At 41.3% G+C, this 18436-nt stretch carries 14 protein-coding genes and 2 rRNA genes; 6 read left to right on the top strand and 10 right to left on the bottom strand.

All coding sequences use genetic code 11. The features are described 5' to 3' along the window. Window positions 1-39 precede the first annotated feature (39 nt). Complete coding sequence (locus CWC11_RS03575) at window positions 40-1545, top strand: capsule assembly Wzi family protein (protein WP_138681666.1); 1506 nt, start codon at window positions 40-42, stop codon at window positions 1543-1545. A gap of 73 nt (window positions 1546-1618) precedes the next feature. Here the strand turns inward: CWC11_RS03575 and hldE are convergent, their stop codons facing one another. After that, window positions 1619-3058, bottom strand: coding sequence for a bifunctional D-glycero-beta-D-manno-heptose-7-phosphate kinase/D-glycero-beta-D-manno-heptose 1-phosphate adenylyltransferase HldE (hldE, locus tag CWC11_RS03570; protein WP_138681585.1), 1440 nt, complete (start codon window positions 3056-3058; stop codon window positions 1619-1621). Next, window positions 3058-3648 carry a D-sedoheptulose-7-phosphate isomerase gene (locus CWC11_RS03565; RefSeq protein WP_058548704.1) on the bottom strand — a complete coding sequence of 197 codons (591 nt, stop codon included), beginning with the start codon at window positions 3646-3648 and terminating at the stop codon, window positions 3058-3060. The genes hldE and CWC11_RS03565 overlap by 1 nt, the downstream gene beginning before the upstream one ends. A gap of 182 nt (window positions 3649-3830) precedes the next feature. Here CWC11_RS03565 and waaA point away from each other — a divergent pair, with 182 nt between their 5' ends. After that, window positions 3831-5114, top strand: coding sequence for a lipid IV(A) 3-deoxy-D-manno-octulosonic acid transferase (gene waaA, locus CWC11_RS03560; RefSeq protein ID WP_138681584.1), 1284 nt, complete (start codon window positions 3831-3833; stop codon window positions 5112-5114). Next, complete coding sequence (locus CWC11_RS03555) at window positions 5111-5659, top strand: DUF1415 domain-containing protein (RefSeq protein ID WP_138681583.1); 549 nt, start codon at window positions 5111-5113, stop codon at window positions 5657-5659. The genes waaA and CWC11_RS03555 overlap by 4 nt, the downstream gene beginning before the upstream one ends. Window positions 5660-5689: 30 nt before the next feature. Here the strand turns inward: CWC11_RS03555 and CWC11_RS03550 are convergent, their stop codons facing one another. The 4 genes from CWC11_RS03550 to purL form a co-directional block, all read right to left on the bottom strand. Beyond that, a complete protein-coding gene (locus tag CWC11_RS03550) occupies window positions 5690-6019 on the bottom strand; it encodes a YdbL family probable chaperone protein (RefSeq protein ID WP_138681665.1) in 330 nt (109 codons plus the stop codon). 10 nt (window positions 6020-6029) lie between these two features. Next, the gene (locus CWC11_RS03545) at window positions 6030-6227 is read right to left on the bottom strand and encodes a YnbE family lipoprotein (protein ID WP_010556932.1); all 198 of its coding nucleotides are present in this window, start codon (window positions 6225-6227) and stop codon (window positions 6030-6032) included. A 2-nt stretch (window positions 6228-6229) separates the two neighbouring features. Then, window positions 6230-8686 carry an intermembrane phospholipid transport YdbH family protein gene (locus tag CWC11_RS03540; RefSeq protein ID WP_138681582.1) on the bottom strand — a complete coding sequence of 819 codons (2457 nt, stop codon included), beginning with the start codon at window positions 8684-8686 and terminating at the stop codon, window positions 6230-6232. Between the two features lie 137 nt (window positions 8687-8823). Beyond that, window positions 8824-12714 (bottom strand): phosphoribosylformylglycinamidine synthase, encoded by a 3891-nt coding sequence (purL, locus tag CWC11_RS03535; RefSeq protein WP_138681581.1) that lies wholly within the window; start codon window positions 12712-12714, stop codon window positions 8824-8826. A gap of 211 nt (window positions 12715-12925) precedes the next feature. Between purL and mltF the strand changes: the two genes are divergently transcribed. Both mltF and CWC11_RS22780 read left to right on the top strand, forming a co-directional pair. Continuing rightward, a complete protein-coding gene (gene mltF / locus CWC11_RS03530) occupies window positions 12926-14401 on the top strand; it encodes a membrane-bound lytic murein transglycosylase MltF (protein ID WP_138681580.1) in 1476 nt (491 codons plus the stop codon). Between the two features lie 166 nt (window positions 14402-14567). After that, the gene (locus CWC11_RS22780) at window positions 14568-14735 is read left to right on the top strand and encodes a hypothetical protein (protein WP_165491322.1); all 168 of its coding nucleotides are present in this window, start codon (window positions 14568-14570) and stop codon (window positions 14733-14735) included. Here CWC11_RS22780 and tadA read toward each other — a convergent pair. After that, window positions 14732-15253: a tRNA adenosine(34) deaminase TadA gene (tadA, locus tag CWC11_RS03525; protein ID WP_138681579.1), complete on the bottom strand. Its 522-nt coding sequence runs from the start codon at window positions 15251-15253 to the stop codon at window positions 14732-14734. The two genes, CWC11_RS22780 and tadA, sit on opposite strands and share 4 nt — an antisense overlap. A 178-nt stretch (window positions 15254-15431) precedes the next feature. On the opposite strand from tadA, the gene CWC11_RS03520 reads away from it, so the two are divergent. Further along, a complete protein-coding gene (locus tag CWC11_RS03520; RefSeq protein WP_058548713.1) occupies window positions 15432-16736 on the top strand; it encodes an inosine/guanosine kinase in 1305 nt (434 codons plus the stop codon). Between the two features lie 33 nt (window positions 16737-16769). Here CWC11_RS03520 and glsB read toward each other — a convergent pair whose 3' ends face one another. The 3 genes from glsB to rrf (CWC11_RS03505) all read right to left on the bottom strand — a co-directional run bounded on the left by glsB (window position 16770) and on the right by rrf (CWC11_RS03505) (window position 18368). Further along, window positions 16770-17693, bottom strand: a complete 924-nt coding sequence (gene glsB, locus CWC11_RS03515; protein ID WP_058548714.1) for a glutaminase B — start codon at window positions 17691-17693, stop codon at window positions 16770-16772. 386 nt (window positions 17694-18079) lie between these two features. Next, window positions 18080-18194, bottom strand: a 5S ribosomal RNA gene (rrf, locus tag CWC11_RS03510). Window positions 18195-18253: 59 nt separating this feature from the next. Beyond that, window positions 18254-18368, bottom strand: a 5S ribosomal RNA gene (rrf, locus tag CWC11_RS03505). Window positions 18369-18436: the final 68 nt, after the last annotated feature.

Raw genomic sequence — 18436 nt, 5'->3', positions numbered from 1 at the left:
CGAAACAGAATTTTCCTACTTTCTTCTCTATTTTGCGCTATGAGCGTATCAGTAAATGCAGAGCCATGGGTAAAACCAGACGACTACGGACTCAGAGCCGATATTCAACAGCTTGCTGATGCTGGCGTTATTTTAGCGCCCGTAACAACGTACCCTTTAATGTGGAAAAGCTTTATTGGAGAGGTTGAGTCTACCAAGCTTGAGCTTTTATCACCGAGCTTACAAGATGCGTTACTTCGTGTAAAACATCGTTATAAATCAGAAAATGGTAGTTCTCATAGTGTACAACTTTCAGCTTTTGCAGCATCAGATCCAATTATAGCTACAAGCTTTGGCGCTACAAACACTCAAGAGTCTGAATTAAGCGCAGCATACGCTTACCTTGGGGATAATTTTGCAGCAAAGGTTGCAATTAACTACCGAAACGATGGCAAAAAGTGTTTAATTGAAGGTAAAACAACTGATGATATAGCCGCAAATGAGCAAGCACTGGAAGATTGTAACGACACCTCATTTGACGATAGCTATTTAGCATACCGCTTAGGTAATTGGATTTTTAGAGCCGGCGCCGTAGAGCAATTTTGGGGACCTGGTGTTGATAACAGTTTAATTATGTCGGGTAATGCAAAGCCACTACCTGCTTTGAGTGTAACGCGTGAGCAAAGCACTGCTTTTGAAACACCGTGGTTAAGCTGGATAGGCCAATGGAGCTTTACCGCCCAAATGGCAAAGCTGGAATCAACCCGCGTAATTCCTGATGCGTTACTGTGGAGCAGCCGTTTAAACTTTCGTCCAATTCAAGAGTTGGAAATTGCGTTAAGTTGGTCTGCACAATGGGCTGGCGAAGGCCAACCAAGCTCTGCCGGTGACTTTATTGATGTTATTACTGGGCAAACTAACTGTATTGACGGCAATGAAAGTTGCGATAGCTCATTAGAGTCTAAAATTGGTAACCAGCTTGCCGGTATAGACGTTCGTTGGTCTGATACATTATTTAGCCACCCCTATGCCATTTATGCCAGTACCGTAGGTGAAGATGCCAGCTCACAGTTTAAACCTGCCGATAGAGCTTACTTATTTGGTGTGCAAACGACCCAACGTATTTACGATCAAAGTGTATTAGTGAATGTTGAATATATCGATACGGGTGTTTCGTGCACTGCTGAATCAACTAATGAAAACTGTTATTACGAGCACTCAGATTATAAATCAGGTTACCGTTACCATGGCCGCACCATAGGCTCAACCTTTGATAACGATGCACAATCGGTGGTTTTAACACTGCTTGGGCAACTTTCAAACGGTGATGACTGGCAAGTAAAATTACGTAGCGTTGATTACAACAGCGATAATCGCGACCGCTACCCTAATAATCCAGATTTAGGTAATACAATTACTAAAACGGGTTATAACTCAAAACAGGTTGAACTACGTTACAGGCAACTTGCAATGGGTGGACGTTTAACTCTGGGCGCTTTTGCATCAAACAATGATGGCGCTGAAAACGACACATCTGCGTTTGCTAAGTACGAATATAACTTTTAAAAAGTTGTAGAGTGATAATAAAAAGGGTTGAAAACGCAGTTTTCAACCCTTTTTATTTAAAAAAATATCTATATTACTGCTTTATTTTACTAATCACTTTTGATGTTGAGCAACCATCTAAAAATGTCAGCACTTCTACTTTTCCACCATGGCGCAGTACATGATCGGCACCAGCTATTTGCTCTACAGTATAATCGCCACCTTTTACTAAAATATCAGGGCTAATTTGCTCGATTAATTTAGCGGGTGTATCGTTTTCCTCAGCGCTGCCAAAGGGGATTACCCAATCAACAGAGGCAAGAGCACTTAATACCATCGCGCGTTCATCAAGCGGGTTTATCGGACGCTCAGGGCCTTTTAAACGGGTAATAGATTCATCGTTATTTAACCCAACAACGAGTCTATCTCCGCGCGCTTTAGCTTGTGCTAAATAGCGCACGTGGCCTGCGTGTAAAATATCAAAACAACCATTGGTAAATACAATGGTTTCGCCGTTTTGCTTTGCAAACTCAATATGCTGCAGTACATCATCAAACGGCGTTTGGTAGTGCTCACCATTAGTGTGTAAGTACTGGCCAAGCTTTTGGCTTAACTCTTCTGGTGACACTGTAGCTGCCCCCAGTTTACTTACCACAATGCCCGCAGCTAAATTGGCAATTTCTACCGCATCTTTAGGGGCCATACCTGCACCAAGCATTACAGCTAAAGTTGCAATAACGGTATCACCTGCGCCAGTTACATCGCTTACTTCTAGCTGCTGAGCTGCAAAGTCGTGTTTTTCATCGGCATTAATCAGTGACATGCCTTGCTCTGAGCGTGTAAGTAGCATGGCTTTAATACCATTTTTACTAATCAACTCACGGGCACTTTGCGCTAAAATTTCTTCAGAGCCAGTTTTACCACCTGCTAAATTAAACTCATGCAAGTTAGGCGTAATGTAGTCTGCGCCCTCGTATAAGTGTAAGTCTGGCGATTTAGGGTCGATAAGTACGGTTTTACCCGCTGCTTTTGCAATACTCACCATCTCTTTAATTAAACTTAGTGAGCCTTTACTGTAATCAGAAAACACCACAAAGTCGTACTCATCAAGCACCAGCTCTAAGCGATTTAATAACAGCTGGCTATGCTGCTCAGTAAATGTCTCTTCTAAATCAAGGCGCACAAGTTGTTGATGGCGGCTAATAACGCGCATTTTAGAAATAGTCGGTAAATCACATACGCTCACAAGCTGTGAGCTTATTTTTTCACCTTTTAAAATTGTTTCTAAAATTTGCCCGCTTTCATCCTCACCAATTAAGCCAAGTAACCCTACTTTGGCGTCAAGCCTAGCAATGTTTTTGGCAACATTGGCAGCACCACCGGCTTTGTCTTCAAACTTGCTTACTTTTACTACAGGGACTGGCGCTTCTGGCGAAATACGCCCTGTGTCACCGTACCAGTAGCGATCGAGCATTACATCGCCCACCACTAAAATACGCGCTTTAGATAAGTTTTTTAATAGCGATAAATCCATTACTGCTGCTCCGCAACAACCATATCTATGGCTTCACATAACCAGTGGCCAATAAACATATGCGCTTCTTGAATGCGTGCTGTTTCATCGTTTTTGATAATAATTGGCAGCTTGGCAATGTTTTTTACTTTTCCGCCATCACGGCCTGTTAATGCAACAGTAAATGCGCCAATTTTATTAGCGGCTTCAAGTGCTAAATTAATATTTGCACTGGTACCTGATGTTGTTAAACCAATCACTAAATCTTCTGGTTTACAAAGCGCCTGAACTTGGCGCTCAAACACGGTATCAAAATGGTAGTCGTTACTGTGCGCAGTAAGAATTGACGTATCGGTTGTTAATGCCATAGACGCAAGCGGTCCGCGCTCTAATTTATAACGTACTACAAATTCGGCCGCTAAATGCTGAGCATCCGCTGCACTTCCGCCGTTACCAAACCAAATAACCTTACCACCAGCTTGTAATGCACTATGGCATGCTTCTAATAACTGCATAGACTCTTGATGATAAGCCTCCATCGTTTCAAATAAGGCTTGATGACGGTTTAAACTTTCAACGTAGCTTGTTGCCACAGAATCGATAATTGACATGAAAAATTCCTCTAGGAACTGAAATGGCAGGAAAAAATTAAATCCATTATTCCACAGTTTTATTTAGTTGTGTGTATTTTATAGGAATATAGCTGAACTGGAGCATAATTTAGTGCTTCACATGTTCAGAAATTATCACTTTCGCGTTAAACTAAGGGCACTTACCTCAATAAAAGTTCAGTATGGCACGCATTTTTTACTCATTCGCTTTAATTTTAATTAGCCCGCTGATTATATTTTACTTATATGTATTAAGAGGTAAAAAAAACAAAGGCTACCGCGCACACTTTAAAGAACGTTTTGGCTTTGTAAGCAAAAGCTTATTTACAAGCAAAGGCAAACCGTTAGTTGTGCACTGCGCCTCTGTAGGTGAAGTACTTGCAGCTGCACCACTTATTAAAGCGCTGCAAAAACAACACCCACAGCTTAATATACTTATTACCTGCAATACCCCTACAGGTCGCGAGCAAATAATTAATCAGTTTAAAAATACCGTGGCGTGTAGTTATTTACCTATGGACTTCCCGCTTTCGACCGCCCGATTTTTAAAACGTATAAACCCACAAGCACTATGTATATTAGAAACCGAGCTTTGGCCCAACTTAATGGCAATAAGCCATAAAAAGAATATTCCGGTACTGGTACTTAATGCTCGCTTGAGCGAAAAATCGCAACAAGGGTATCAAAAGGTTGCCAAGTTAACGCAGATAATTATGCGTTCAATCACGGTACTTGCAAGTCACAATAAAAAAGATGCTGAGCGGTTTATTGAGCTAGGTTTAACCCCCTCAAAAAGCCATGTTACAGGCTCAATTAAGTTTGATATAAGCCCAAGCAATGAGCAGCTAGCTTCAGTTTCAAACCTTAAAGCACAATATAAAACTCAAGAGCGGTTTGTATGGGTGGCAGGCTCTACTCACCCACTTGAGCACGAAATGATATTAAATGCCCACCAGCAACTATTAAAAAAGTACCCAAATGCACTTTTAGTTATTGCCCCTCGACACCCTGAACAGTTTGATAAAGTAGCCGACACGTTAGCTCAAAGCCCCCTTAGTTTTAGTCGTCGCAGCAACAATAACTATCAAAACGAGCACGTACTATTAGCTGATACACTTGGCGAGCTGCAATGTTTATATGGCGCAGGTAATGTAAGTTATGTAGGCGGCAGTTTAATTCGCCGCGGCGGGCATAACCCACTTGAAGCTGCAGCTTTTTCAGTTGGTGTTATAACTGGCCCACATACGTATAATTTTGATCATGTATATCCTGAGCTTATAAAGTTAAAAGGCGCTGTGGTTGTTGAAAATACCGATGAGCTTGCTACACAATTAATTAATTTAAGCCAAAACACTAAAGCCTGCCAAACTTTGGGGAACAAAGCGCAGCAGTGCGTATTAAAAAACCAAGGCGCCATAAAAAAAACATTAACCATAATTAATCAGTATTTAGAGCCACAAGCATGACCAATTTAGCTATTATTCAAACCCGTGAGTGGGTAACCTCTGTAATTGTAAAATATAACTTTTGTCCTTTTGCCCGCAAAGAAGTTGAGAACAACTGCATTCATTATGTGCTTAGCCCAGCAGTAAAAATTGATGATGCAGTAATGGATATGCTTGAGCAATGCACACAGCTTGATCAAAATCCAGAGCGTGAAACCACATTAATACTGTTTGATAAAGGCTTTAGCGATTTTGAAAACTTTTTAGATTTAGTTGATTTAGCCAATGCGCTACTGGTTGCACAAGGCTTTGAAGGTAAATATCAAATTGCTAATTTCCACCCTGACTACGTATTTGCCGACAGCGACGAAGATGATGCCGCAAATTATACAAACCGAGCTCCCTACCCTACACTGCATTTAATACGCGAACTAAGTATGAGTGAAGCGCTTGAAAGCTATGACGAGCCAGAATCTATTCCTGAGCACAATATTAAACTTGCAAGGCGAAAAGGCATCGACTTTTGGCAGCAGCTTTTAGAAGGCATAAAAAAACCGAGCGTATAACCGCTCGGTTTTTATGTATCAAATTCAATGTTACTTTTTAACCCAGCTGCCATTTACTTCAACATAATGACCACTTTGGGTTTTTTCGATTGTTTTAGCCGCTGCGAGTGCTTCTACTTGGGCGAGCGATAAATTGTTCTTTTTAGCTAGTTTTAAATACTGAGCTTTGCGTTTTGCGTTAATTTCTTCAACAACGGCTTTAGCTTCGCTATTTTGTACAACTAAGCCTAAATAACCCGAACTGTTCTCACCCACTAATCCTTGGCTTTTAGCATCATCTAAACTAATCGCCCACGCCGAAAACGACAAACACACCGCACTAATTAAAGTGGCAATACTTAATTTATTTTTTATAGTCATCATTTAGCTCCTAAAATAATTCGCTGTCGTCACTGAACAGGGTATCGAGTTCTTTATCCACCTTCACACGAATTTCGTGATCTACTTTTACATTAAGGTTGATAGTTATTGGCTCTTTAGCTGCTACTTCTACTCTGTGTGTACATGCGCTCAATGCGCTAATAGCAGCAAGGGCAATGATTGCCTTAATGCTTAACGAATTTTTCATCATTAGTTTCCTTTTTGAGAATATTGCTGCTCAACTTTTTGTGTTATTTCGTCACTTAATCTTAGCGCTCTTAGTAGCGTAAACACGTTTTCTTCGTGGCTATAGTTAAAATTAACTTGCTGCTGTTGTGGCTCATTAAAGCCTTGTAAGTTAACACCTAAATTTAACCAGCCATCACTTTTAAGTGCTACTGTACTATTAAGTTTTTGTATATCAAGGTTTTTAAGTAAGCTCAGTACAGGCTGTAGTTCTTGTTGCTGTTGCATAACAGAGTCAAACGCTGCGTTATTACTAATAATAAGCCTCCCTTGGCCTTGATTGACTAGGCTGCCATTTTTTACCTCAATCCCCGTTTCATCAAAATAAAATGGCAACGTTCCTTTTAGCCTACCTGTTAGGGTAATACCCGACTTATCGTCAAGCGTTATTAATTTGCTGGCATCAACATTTTCAAACGTAACATTAGCTGTTTGCTGCGATTTTAAAAGCGAGTATTTATTTAATTCAAATACCCCACCAAACACATTGCCACTTACATCAAATGCTTGCGCGCTATTATTTACCACTTCTATTTTGCCATTAATATTATTAACTACCGCGCCCGCTCTTAATTCATTAACCTTAAAGGTAGTAGGCTCAACATTAAGCTGTCCTGAATCATATTGCCCACTAAGTTGCGCCCTAAACTGATTAGCTAAGTAATCGTTATAAAGCGCGCTGGTGTTATCAATAGTTAAATTAAAATTGGCTTTTTGTAAGTTAACATCGCCACTAATACGCCCACCAAACTCGCCTTGAGTGAGTTGAGCTAACGGCTCAAATTGGCTAATAATTGAATTTAGCGAAAGTACATTTTGCTGCGGAACTATTACTTCAAACGGGTGTTCTACTTTTGAAATATGGTGATTAGCCACCAGCTCTATACCGTTTACAAATATATGATGAGACGCTTTAAGCGCTCGGCTTTGAATGCCCTTTGAATCCACGTTTATATTTTCTAAATCAATGCTCGGGCTTGTCAGTGTACTTATTTGAGTATTCGCTGCTAAATGAGCAAATAACTCACCCACGCCTAAGTTTGCCTTTGCACTGAGGGTATTGTTGATACCAGTGAGCTTATACTCATCGTATTGAGCGCTTTTAAACTCACTTTTTAAAACCACGCTTGCATCGAGCTCTTCATTCATATTTGCCACTAGTTTACCTGTGTAAGCGTTAATAGTAGTGCCATAAGCAACGGCTTTGTTAAAGCTAAATGTAGTACTTACTTTACCTATGGGTTTAGAGTCAATAAGTTGAGTAAGTATAAAGTCGCCGTAGGCTTTTACATTATTAGCCTGAGCCGGTAAAAATTCAGGCAAAGCAGTAAGCGCAATATCGTAATCTCCACTTAGTTGTGCGTTTTCAAGCTGCGTGTTTAGCACTACAGCCCTTATATCATCAGTGTGTAGCTGTGCTTTAAGCTGCGTGCGCGCACTTTGCAACGGTGTAGCTGTATTAACAAACGTATCTGTAAAAGTTATGTCTATGTCTTGCTCGCTTTGCTCATCGCTTGTAAGCGTTATTAACGGCAAGGTTAAATTATTACCTACTAGGCTTATTGGTTTAGGTAAAGCCCACTGCCAATTAAGGGGAAGTTGCTTAACTGCAAAGGCTTTGTAGTCACCTTCAGGAATAAGAGATTGGCAGTTATTACCAAGCGTTACATTGTTTTTAAGCTTACTTGAGTCTAGCCCAAGCTTTTGGCTATTTAAATTATACGCAGCGCTTAGCACCCCTTCAGTATTATTACTAATGTCGCAGTTCTTAAATTTATAGTCATACCGCGCCTGTAAATTACCAGAGGTGCTTCCCTCTATTCCATTAAAGCTAAATGCTTGCGACGTATTAAAGCTAAGCCGACTTAATAACGCGTTATCGGTTTTAAGTAATTGTTTAAGCAATTCATCACTAACTTTAAGCAGCCCTTGTACCTTATTATTGTAAAGCGTTGCGCTGGCACTTAAATCACCACTTACTACAAACTGGTTAAGCTTAGGCTCGTTAATACTTAAAATTAATGGCTGATTTAAAAATCCACTGTTTATACTTAGTTGCTCAACTGTAATTGTTGGTCTTTTTTCGGGCAGGGCTAAATCTAAAATTGTTGCAGGGTTACTTGCTTTATCACTTTGAGGAAGTGAATTTATATTAAGCGCCGCATGTTTAATTTCAACATGGCGAGTATTTGCGGTAATGCCTGTAACAACAAGCTCTTGGTTTTGGTAACTCAAGCACGCTTTTTGTACATGCACATTTAGCTTGCTGGTAAGCGAAAAGTCTAAACAACTTAAAGTAACGCCCGCTTTTTCAAGCTGAGGCGCTACAGCCCATTGTAATAATGGCAAACGAAATACATAACCAAGCAATACTATGCTTAGTAATACAAAACCAACAATTAAACCAATGCGCTTTAACATACTATCCTTAATAAGCTTTATATCTAACAAATTATCGTAATTTTAAATCTACGCAATCAAAAAAGGCTGCACAGGCAGCCTTTTTTATTTTACAGCTAGATTATGAATCTAGCTTGTATAGGGAGTGATTGTGATCACTAGCCTACATTTTTACGTGCATTGCGGAACATACGCATCCACGGGCTATCCTCTTTCCACTCATCTGGGTGCCACGAGTTAGCTACAGCGCGAAATACACGCTCTGGGTGCGGCATCATTACTGTTGCACGGCCATCAGTAGAGGTAATACCGGTAATACCTTCTGGTGAACCATTCGGGTTAGCTGGGTATTGCGTTGTAGGGTTACCGTAGTTATCTACAAATTTAACCGCGACAGTACCGCTTTCAAGCGCAGCTTGAGTGGCAGCATCATTGGCAAACTCAGCATGGCCTTCACCATGAGATACAGCAATTGGCATACGCGATCCCGCCATACCACTGAAGAACACAGACGGATTCTCTTGTATTTCTACTAAGCTAAAGCGTGCTTCAAAACGCTCAGATTTATTAGTTACAAAACGAGGCCAATGCTCAGTACCTGGAATTAGCTCTTTAAGCGTTGATAACATTTGGCAACCATTACATACACCTAAACTAAAGGTGTCTTCACGGTGGAAGAAGTTTTGGAACTGATCGCGTGCCATATCGTTAAACAATATAGACTTAGCCCAACCTTCACCGGCGCCTAATACGTCACCGTAAGAGAAACCACCGCATGCCACTAAGCCTTTAAACTGCTCAAGAGTTAAACGCCCTTCGAGTATATCGCTCATGTGCACATCAACAGCGGCAAAACCAGCACGGTTGAACGCAGCAGCCATTTCTAGGTGCGAGTTAACGCCTTGCTCACGTAAAATAGCCATTTGTGGTTTAGCACCTGTCGCAATGTATGGCGCAGCTATATCTTCGTTTAAGTCAAAGTTAAGTTTTACGTTTAAGCCTGGATCTTTTGCATCAAACTTGGCATCAAACTCTTGCTTAGCACAATCAGGGTTATCACGACGTGCTTGCATTTGGTACGTTGTTTCGGCCCAAATAGTACGAAGCTCAGTACGAGTGTGATTAAGTACAGTTTGCTCGCCGCGGTTAAATACAATGCTATCGTCGCTATTAAGCGAGCCAATCACGTGACTAATTGCAGCTACACCGTGTTGTTCTAACACTGCTTTTACGGCATCTAAATCGCTGTTAGCCACTTGAATTACAGCGCCAAGCTCTTCGTTATAAAGCGCTTCTAGATCTGAGCCAGTTAAACCCGCTAAATCAACAGTCACACCTGTGTGCCCAGCAAATGCCATTTCAGTTACGGTAGTAAATAAACCACCGTCTGAACGGTCATGATAAGCAAGTAGTTTGCTATCTGCGACAAGTGCTTGCATAGCATTGTAAAAGCCTTTAAGTAACTCAGGGCTATCTACATCTGGTGTAATATCACCAAGCTGCTTATAAACCTGTGCAAGGCTTGATGCGCCCAGTCGGTTTTTACCAGCACCTAAATCAACTAAAATAAGCGAAGTGTCGCCTTTATCAGTGCGTAACTGTGGAGTTACTGTTTTACGTACATCGTCAACACGACCAAAGGCTGTAATAATAAGCGATAACGGCGACGTTACTGATTGCTCAGCACTATCATCATCGTTTTTCCATGTCGTTTTCATCGACATAGAATCTTTACCTACAGGTATAGTTAAACCAAGTGCCGGGCAAAGCTCTTCACCTACCGCTTTTACGGCTTCGTAAAGGCCCGCGTCTTCGCCAGGGTGACCCGCTGCAGCCATCCAGTTAGCAGATAGCTTAATGTTCTCAAGGCTACCAATATTTGCACAGGCAATATTAGTTAACGACTCTGCCACCGCTAAACGAGCCGAAGCACCATAATTTAATAATGCCGCCGGAGTACGCTCGCCGAGTGACATAGCTTCACCGTGATAAGTATCGTACGTTGCCGCAGTAACCGCACAGTTAGCAACAGGTACTTGCCAAGGGCCAACCATTTGATCACGTGCTACTAAACCGGTAACCGAGCGGTCACCAATAGTAATTAAGAATGTTTTTTCTGCAATTGTAGGTAAGCGTAACAAACGCTGAGCGGCATCAGCTACGTCAATAGCGCTTGCATCTATGGCAGTACCAGTTACTTGCTGAGATGTTACATCGCGGTGCATTTTAGGCGCTTTACCTAACAATACATCTAGCGGTAAATCGACAGGGTTATTATCAAAATGGCTATCGGCTACAGTTAAATGAGGTTCAGCGGTTGCTTCACCAATCACTGCATACTGTGCACGTTCACGCTTACAAATTGCTTCAAAACGGTCAAAGTCTTCAATACCTACAGCAAGTACATAGCGCTCTTGCGATTCATTACACCAAATTTCATGAGGTGCCATGCCTGGCTCATCGTTAGGGATATCGCGTAGTTGGAATTTACCACCACGGCCACCATCGTTTACCAGTTCAGGAAACGCATTTGATAAACCACCAGCGCCTACATCATGAATAAATGCAATTGGGTTTTCGTCGCCTAACTGCCAACATTTGTCGATGACTTCTTGACAACGACGTTCCATTTCAGGGTTTTCACGCTGTACAGAGGCAAAGTCTAAGTCTTCGTTTGATTGACCCGATGCCATACTTGATGCAGCACCACCGCCTAAACCAATGTTCATAGCAGGGCCGCCTAGCGCAATTAGTTTTGCGCCTACTGGAATATCGCCTTTTTGAACATGATCAGCACGAATATTTCCTAAGCCACCGGCAAGCATAATTGGTTTGTGGTAACCACGTACCTCTTCCCCATTGTGGCTTGTTACTTTTTCTTCGTACGTGCGGAAATAACCTAATAAATTAGGACGACCAAACTCATTATTAAATGCAGCACCGCCCAGTGGGCCATCCATCATAATATCAAGAGCATTGACTATACGACCAGGCTTACCAAAGTCGCTTTCCCACGGTTGCTCGTAACCTGGTATACGTAAGTTAGAAACCGTAAAGCCAACTAAACCTGCTTTTGGCTTAGAACCACGCCCTGTTGCACCTTCGTCACGAATTTCACCACCTGAACCGGTAGCCGCACCCGAAAACGGTGCAATAGCCGTTGGATGGTTATGCGTTTCTACCTTCATTAATATTTCAATGTCTTCTTGATGATACGCATATTCACCTTGCGCATTCGGGAAGAAGCGACCCGCTTTTGAGCCTTTCATTACTGCCGCGTTATCTTTATACGCCGACAATACATTTTCAGGGTTGTGCTCAAAAGTATTTTTGATCATTTTAAACAGCGATTTTGGCTGTTCAATGCCATCAATTGTCCAATCAGCATTAAATATTTTATGACGACAATGCTCTGAGTTTGCTTGGGCAAACATAAATAATTCTATGTCGTTAGGATTACGACCTAGCTTTTTAAAGTTCTCTACTAGGTAGTCAATTTCGTCATCGGCAAGGGCAAAACCTTGCTCAACGTTTGCGGCAGCTAACGCTTCGCGACCACCACCTAAAATATCAACTGATGACATTTCACGCGGAGAATCATTACGGAATAACTGCGCTGCAGCTTCAAGCTCAGTATGTGTTGCTTCAGTCATACGGTCGTGTAATAGCGCCGTTACTTGTACAAGTTGCTCTGCACTTAGTTCACCTTCTATATAATAAGCAATACCGCGCTCTACACGGTGAACCTGTTTAAGGCCACAGTTATGCGCTATATCGGTTGCTTTAGATGCCCAAGGCGAAATGGTGCCAGGGCGAGGTGTAACTAAAATGAGTGTGCCAGCTGGGGTATGCTCGGCAATAGTTGGACCGTAAGTAAGTAGCTTTTCAAGCTTGGTTTGCTCATCAACACTCAAAGGCGATGTTAAGTCGGCAAAATGAGCATACTCGGCATATACGTTGGTGACTGGAAGTTGCGATTGTTTGCAACGCGCTAAAATTTTATTAACTCTGAACTCTGACAGTGCTGGTGCACCACGAAGGATCAACATAGATAATTTCATCCGGGGTTAGGGATTGAACGATATTTTAGGGCGACATTATAGTCTAAGTAGCATCCAGATTTAACTCCAAATTGCGCTTTTCATAAAATTAACTTTTTAGCTTTATTTATAATCCGTTTTAGCTAATAAAATAAAAGGGAAAGTGACGAAATGGCTAAGTTTTGCTATAACGGGTGCTAGCGCGTATGAGGGGCACTGAATGTTCAAAGAAAAACTAATAATAATCATTACTTTAGTTATGCTGTTATGTGCATGTGATATGCAAGAACAGTCAACCCAACTTGCTCAAATTAAAGAGCAAAATAAAATACGCGTGGGCACGCTGGCTAGTGCCAGTAATTATTATCAAGCAGTTCAAGGCGAGCAAGGCTTTGAATATGAGCTTTCTCAAGCTTTTGCCGATTACCTAGGTGTTGAGCTTGAAATAGTCCCCTTTTTTAATTTATCAGACATGTTTGCGCGCCTTGAAAGTGGCGACTTAGATTTAATTGCCTCAGGCCTTACATACAATAAAGCGCGCGCGCAGCAATATAGATATGGCCCTACCTACAGAACAATTAGCCAAAAACTTGTTTATAAGCAAGGGCGTGTTCGTCCGCGAGAATTTGATGATTTAGATGGTAACTTTACTGTAATAGCTAAAAGTAGCCATTCGCTTACCCTACAAAAAATTAAGAAAAACAATCCATCACTCACCTGGACCGAAAGCGAAGAGTTTGATGAAGAGGAACTACTTCAAGCCGTTATAGATGGTGAAATAGATTACACGCTAGCTGATTCCCATACATTATCTCTTTTTAGGCGCTACCACCCTAATTTAAGTATTGGCTTTTCTGTATCACATAACGATCCAATTGCGTGGATACTTAACAAATCAAAAGATGATTCTTTATACGCGTTATTGGTGCCATTTTTTGGTGATGTAAAGCAAAGTAACCAGCTTTACGTGCTCGAAGAGAAGTACTTTGGCCATGTGCGCCAATTTAACTACGTTAATACGCTTGCCTATATTGAAGCAATAAAAGAGACACTCCCTACTTACAGACCTTGGTTTGAGCAATATGCCGGTACTCTCGACTGGCGCTTGCTTGCAGCATTGAGTTATCAAGAGTCGATGTGGAACCCACGAGCAAAATCGCCAACCGGGGTGCGTGGTATTATGATGCTTACGCGCAGCACAGCCAAGCAAGTAGGTGTTACCAATAGATTAGAACCTGAGCAAAACATACGCGGTGGCGCTAAGTACTTAAGTAAACTCATTAAGCGCATTCCTGATCGTATTCCGCAACCAGATCGCACGTGGCTAGCATTGGCGGCATATAATGTAGGTTGGGGACATGTTAACGATGCACGTATTATCACTGAGCAGCAAGGGGCAAGTCCTGATAAGTGGGCCGATGTTAAAAAACGCCTACCGCTGCTAATTAAAAAGCGTTACTACCGTAAAACACGTTACGGATATGCACGTGGAGATGTGGCTGTAAAATATGTTGATAATATTCGCAGATATTACGACGCACTCGTTTGGCTTGATGAAAACAATGCTATTGCTCCAGAGCCGGAACCTGAAATTGAGTCTGAGCCAGTACAAAACGAACCAGTGCCTACTGAACCAGCTAAAACAGAAACAACGGCACCTCAAAGCCAAGTAAAAGAAGAGGAAAGCAATCAGTGAGACCAAATTTCTATAAATAATCGAATTACTTTAAAAACAAAAACTAAGAAAATTAAAAAGCTGTTTACTTGTCATCAAATGATCACTAATGTGTGTTAATAGTATATCTGCACTTTTATACAGATATACCTTGTGCCTTTCTCACTCTCACGCATTAGGAGAACACATGCTAAAACGTAGACGCACGCAAAAATTAAAAAGAAATGTAATATACTCAACCGCAACTCGCCGTCGTATTATGTTACGTGGTTTACATAAAAAAATAATCTGGCGCCGCCGCATGTTTGCAATGCAGCAAATGGAAGCTCCAATATCAGAGCCACTTGCAAGTTAGCTTGAACAAGGCTTATTTATTTGAGCATCACGAGCAGCTTTTTTGGCTGCTTTAATTTGCGCTCGACGATTTTTAAAAAACTCAGAAATAGTACTACCACATTGCTGAGCTAATACCCCACCACATACTTCAACCTGATGATTTAACCTAGGCTCTTGCAGTAAATTCATAATTGACCCTGCCGAACCCGTTTTTGCATCTGAGGCACCAAATACTAAGCGACTAATTCTGCTGTGTACTAATAAACCAGCACACATAGAACACGGTTCAAGCGTTACATATAAAGTACAGTCGATTAAACGGTAATTATTAAGTACTTTGCCCGCCTCTCTCACGGCTATCATTTCGGCATGAGCAGAAGGATCGTTATCAGTAATTGAGCGATTATACCCCGCTGCTATAAGCTTATTATCTTTTACAACAACAGCCCCAACAGGGATTTCATTAAGTGCCTGTGCTTTAAGTGCATACTCTAAGGCTAATTCCATCCAGTAGGAATCATCAATTGGCTCGTTCATTCAATCAACTTAATTAACTTTTTATGCTCTAATTATACCAACTTAGGTTAATAAAGTGCCTTTGAGATTGGTTTATTGCAAAAATAAAACAAAATAGTGTGGTTTGTCATGGCTCATAGCCAGTGATTTACGCTATAATCTCACGCTTTTTTTATTTAGCTCACAACACGGGTAGCAAATGAAATTTCCTGGACGCCGCAGGCATAAACATTATTTTCCAGTGGAAGCCAAAGATCCACTTACCAATCAACTTAACGCAACAGAGCGATTACAACGTAGCTATATTACGGGTATCGATCAAATCGTTGTTGATATAGAGGCAAAAGTTGATCAAGCTTTCCTAGACGAGTTTCAATTGCGCAGAGGTATGTCGCAAGTTATTGATAGCGATATTACAAACGCCTTATACGACCGTTTAAAATTAAACGACATGGTTGATTACGAGTTTGCAGGTGGAACTATAGGTAACACTATGCACAATTACTCGGTACTTGCAGACGACCGCTCTGTTTTACTTGGTGTAATGAGTGAAAACATAAAAATAGGTAGCTACGCTTATCGCTTTTTATGTAATACCTCAAGCCGAGTAGATTTAGATTATCTTCAACCTGTTGATGGGCCAATAGGTCGCTGTTTCACACTTATTGATGAAACTGGCGAGCGTACTTTTGCTATTAGCGCAGGGTTAATGAATCACTTACGCCCTGAGTCAATTGACAAAGAGCTAATTGAACAATCATCTGCTTTAGTTATAAGCGCTTACTTAATGCGTACTCAAGGTAATGAGACAATGACCGAAGCGACCATGCAGGCAGTTAAGTATGCCAACGATGCTGGCGTACCGGTAGTACTGACCCTTGGTACCAAGTTCCTTATTGAGCAAGATCCTACTTGGTGGGCTAACTTTGTTAATGAGCACGTAGATATACTTGCAATGAACGAAGAAGAAGGCCTAGCAATTACAGGTTTTGAAGACCCTCTTCTTGCTGCAGATAAAGCTCTCGACTGGGTAGATTTAGTTATTTGTACTGCAGGTGAAAAAGGTTTGTTTATGGCAGGCTATGTTGATGACGAACTCAAGCGTGAAACTGAGTACCCGTTGTTGCCAGGAGCTATCCCAGACTTTAACCGTTATGAGTTTTCTCGCGCTATGCGAAAAGAAGACTGTAAAACACCAATTAGAGCTTATAGCCATACGGCACCATTTATGGGTGGTCCTGATTCAATCAAAAATACAAACGGTGCTGGCGATTGCGCTTTAGCCGCAGTATTACATGATTTATCAGCTAACGTTTACCATAAATTAAACGTGGCAAACTCAGCGAAGCATCAGCAACAAGCAATCACTTACTCATCTCTTGCGCAAATCAGTAAATATGCAAACCGTGCAAGCTACGAAGTATTAGTTCAGCACTCTCCACGTTTATCCCGTGGTTTACCAGAGCGCGAAGACTGTCTCGAGCAAGTGTATTGGGAACAATAATATAGGGAGCTAAAATAGCTCCCTATCGGTATTTTAAAAAATTGAAATATCGAGCTTTTTAGATAGCAGTTCTAGTGCTGCTATCCCTGCCACTGAATTACCAAAACTATTAAGCCCCGGGGAATACACAGCCACTGTGAACTTACCTGGTAATACCGCTAATATGGTTCCTGACACCCCCGATTTACCAGGCATACCAACCCTGTAACCAAAATCGCCGGCCGCATCATACAACCCACTTGTAAATAAGAGTGAGTTAAGCTGTTTGTTTTGGCGACTCGATAACACACGTTTACCAGAGCTAAAATCAATCCCTTTATTAGCTAAAAAGTTATACGCCTTAGCAAGCTCAACACAGTTAAGCTCAATTGAGCAAAAATTAAAGTACGACCACAGCACATCATCCACGTCATTTTCGAAATTGCCAAACGACTTCATTAAATGCGCCATGGCAGCATTTCTGTGTCTAAATTCATATTCAGAGTTAGCTACTTTTTTATCAATAACAATAGTGCTATTGCCTGAGAGTAACCTAAACGTTTCAAGCATTGAGTGACGCGGGGCAGATAAACGGCTGTATAACGCATCACAGGTAACAATTGCACCAGCATTAATAAATGGGTTTCGTGGGATCCCTTTTTCAAACTCTAGCTGAGTTAAAGAGTTAAATGCAGTACCAGAAGGCTCTTTACCAACTCTATGCCAAAGCTCGTCACCATAGCGCTGCAAAGCCATAGTAAGAGTCATTACTTTAGAAACCGATTGAATAGTAAAACGTTTAGAGCAATCCCCTGCACATATAGTTTCACCATTAGTGGTGTAAATGGCGATAGAAAACTGCTCAGGATCAACCTCAGCAAGCGCAGGTATATAATCAGCTACTTTCCCTTGTGATAACAAAGGACGTACTTCATGTGCTATCTCATCAAGCACCTTTTGGTAATCAGCAGTCGGCAATCTAGACCTCTATATCGTCATTGGTAAAAATTGGATTTTAGCACGCGCCAAGAGGCGCACCTAGTTTTGTTAATGAATTCAAAGGTGAGATTTTTTAAATTGAAAGCAAAAAAAACGTCACATCTCTGTAACGGGTTTCTCTTAATTAAATCCTGGTAACGTCGTAATGCCCACAGCGGTGGAGAGTCACAGTGAAATGCTTCACTATCGTTGGCCGGGGTTCGCCTTCGAGCTGTTTTGTTTGATGTATAGGAATACAAATGCCGTGGAGTACAGGATGTACGAGAGTGGCCACTACTGAGTTCGACATGGGCTCTTGGCTATTTACTAAACCTCAGACAGCAAAAAACCCGTCACATTGCTGTAACGGGTTTCTTTTAATTAAATCCTGGTAATGTCCTACTTTCACATAGCAAATGCTACACTATCATCGGCGCTGTTTCGTTTCACTACTGAGTTCGGCATGGATTCAGGTGGGTCCAAAACGCTATTGTCACCAAGAAAATTCTTTTCAATTTTCTTATTTTTATTAAGTTTAAAGTCCTTCGACTGAATTTGAAGCCTGGTAATGTCCTACTTTCACATAGCAAATGCTACACTATCATCGGCGCTGTTTCGTTTCACTACTGAGTTCGGCATGGAGTCAGGTGGGTCCAAAACGCTATTGTCACCAAGCAAATTTGGGCGTTAGTTCGTATTTCTACGCACTAACTGAATTTGGGAAATATCTGATAATATTTTTT

The organism is Pseudoalteromonas sp. S3178 (assembly GCF_005886985.1).
GTDB classification, from domain to species: Bacteria; Pseudomonadota; Gammaproteobacteria; order Enterobacterales; family Alteromonadaceae; genus Pseudoalteromonas; species Pseudoalteromonas carrageenovora.
This window is presented reverse-complemented; position numbering and strand designations above follow the sequence as displayed.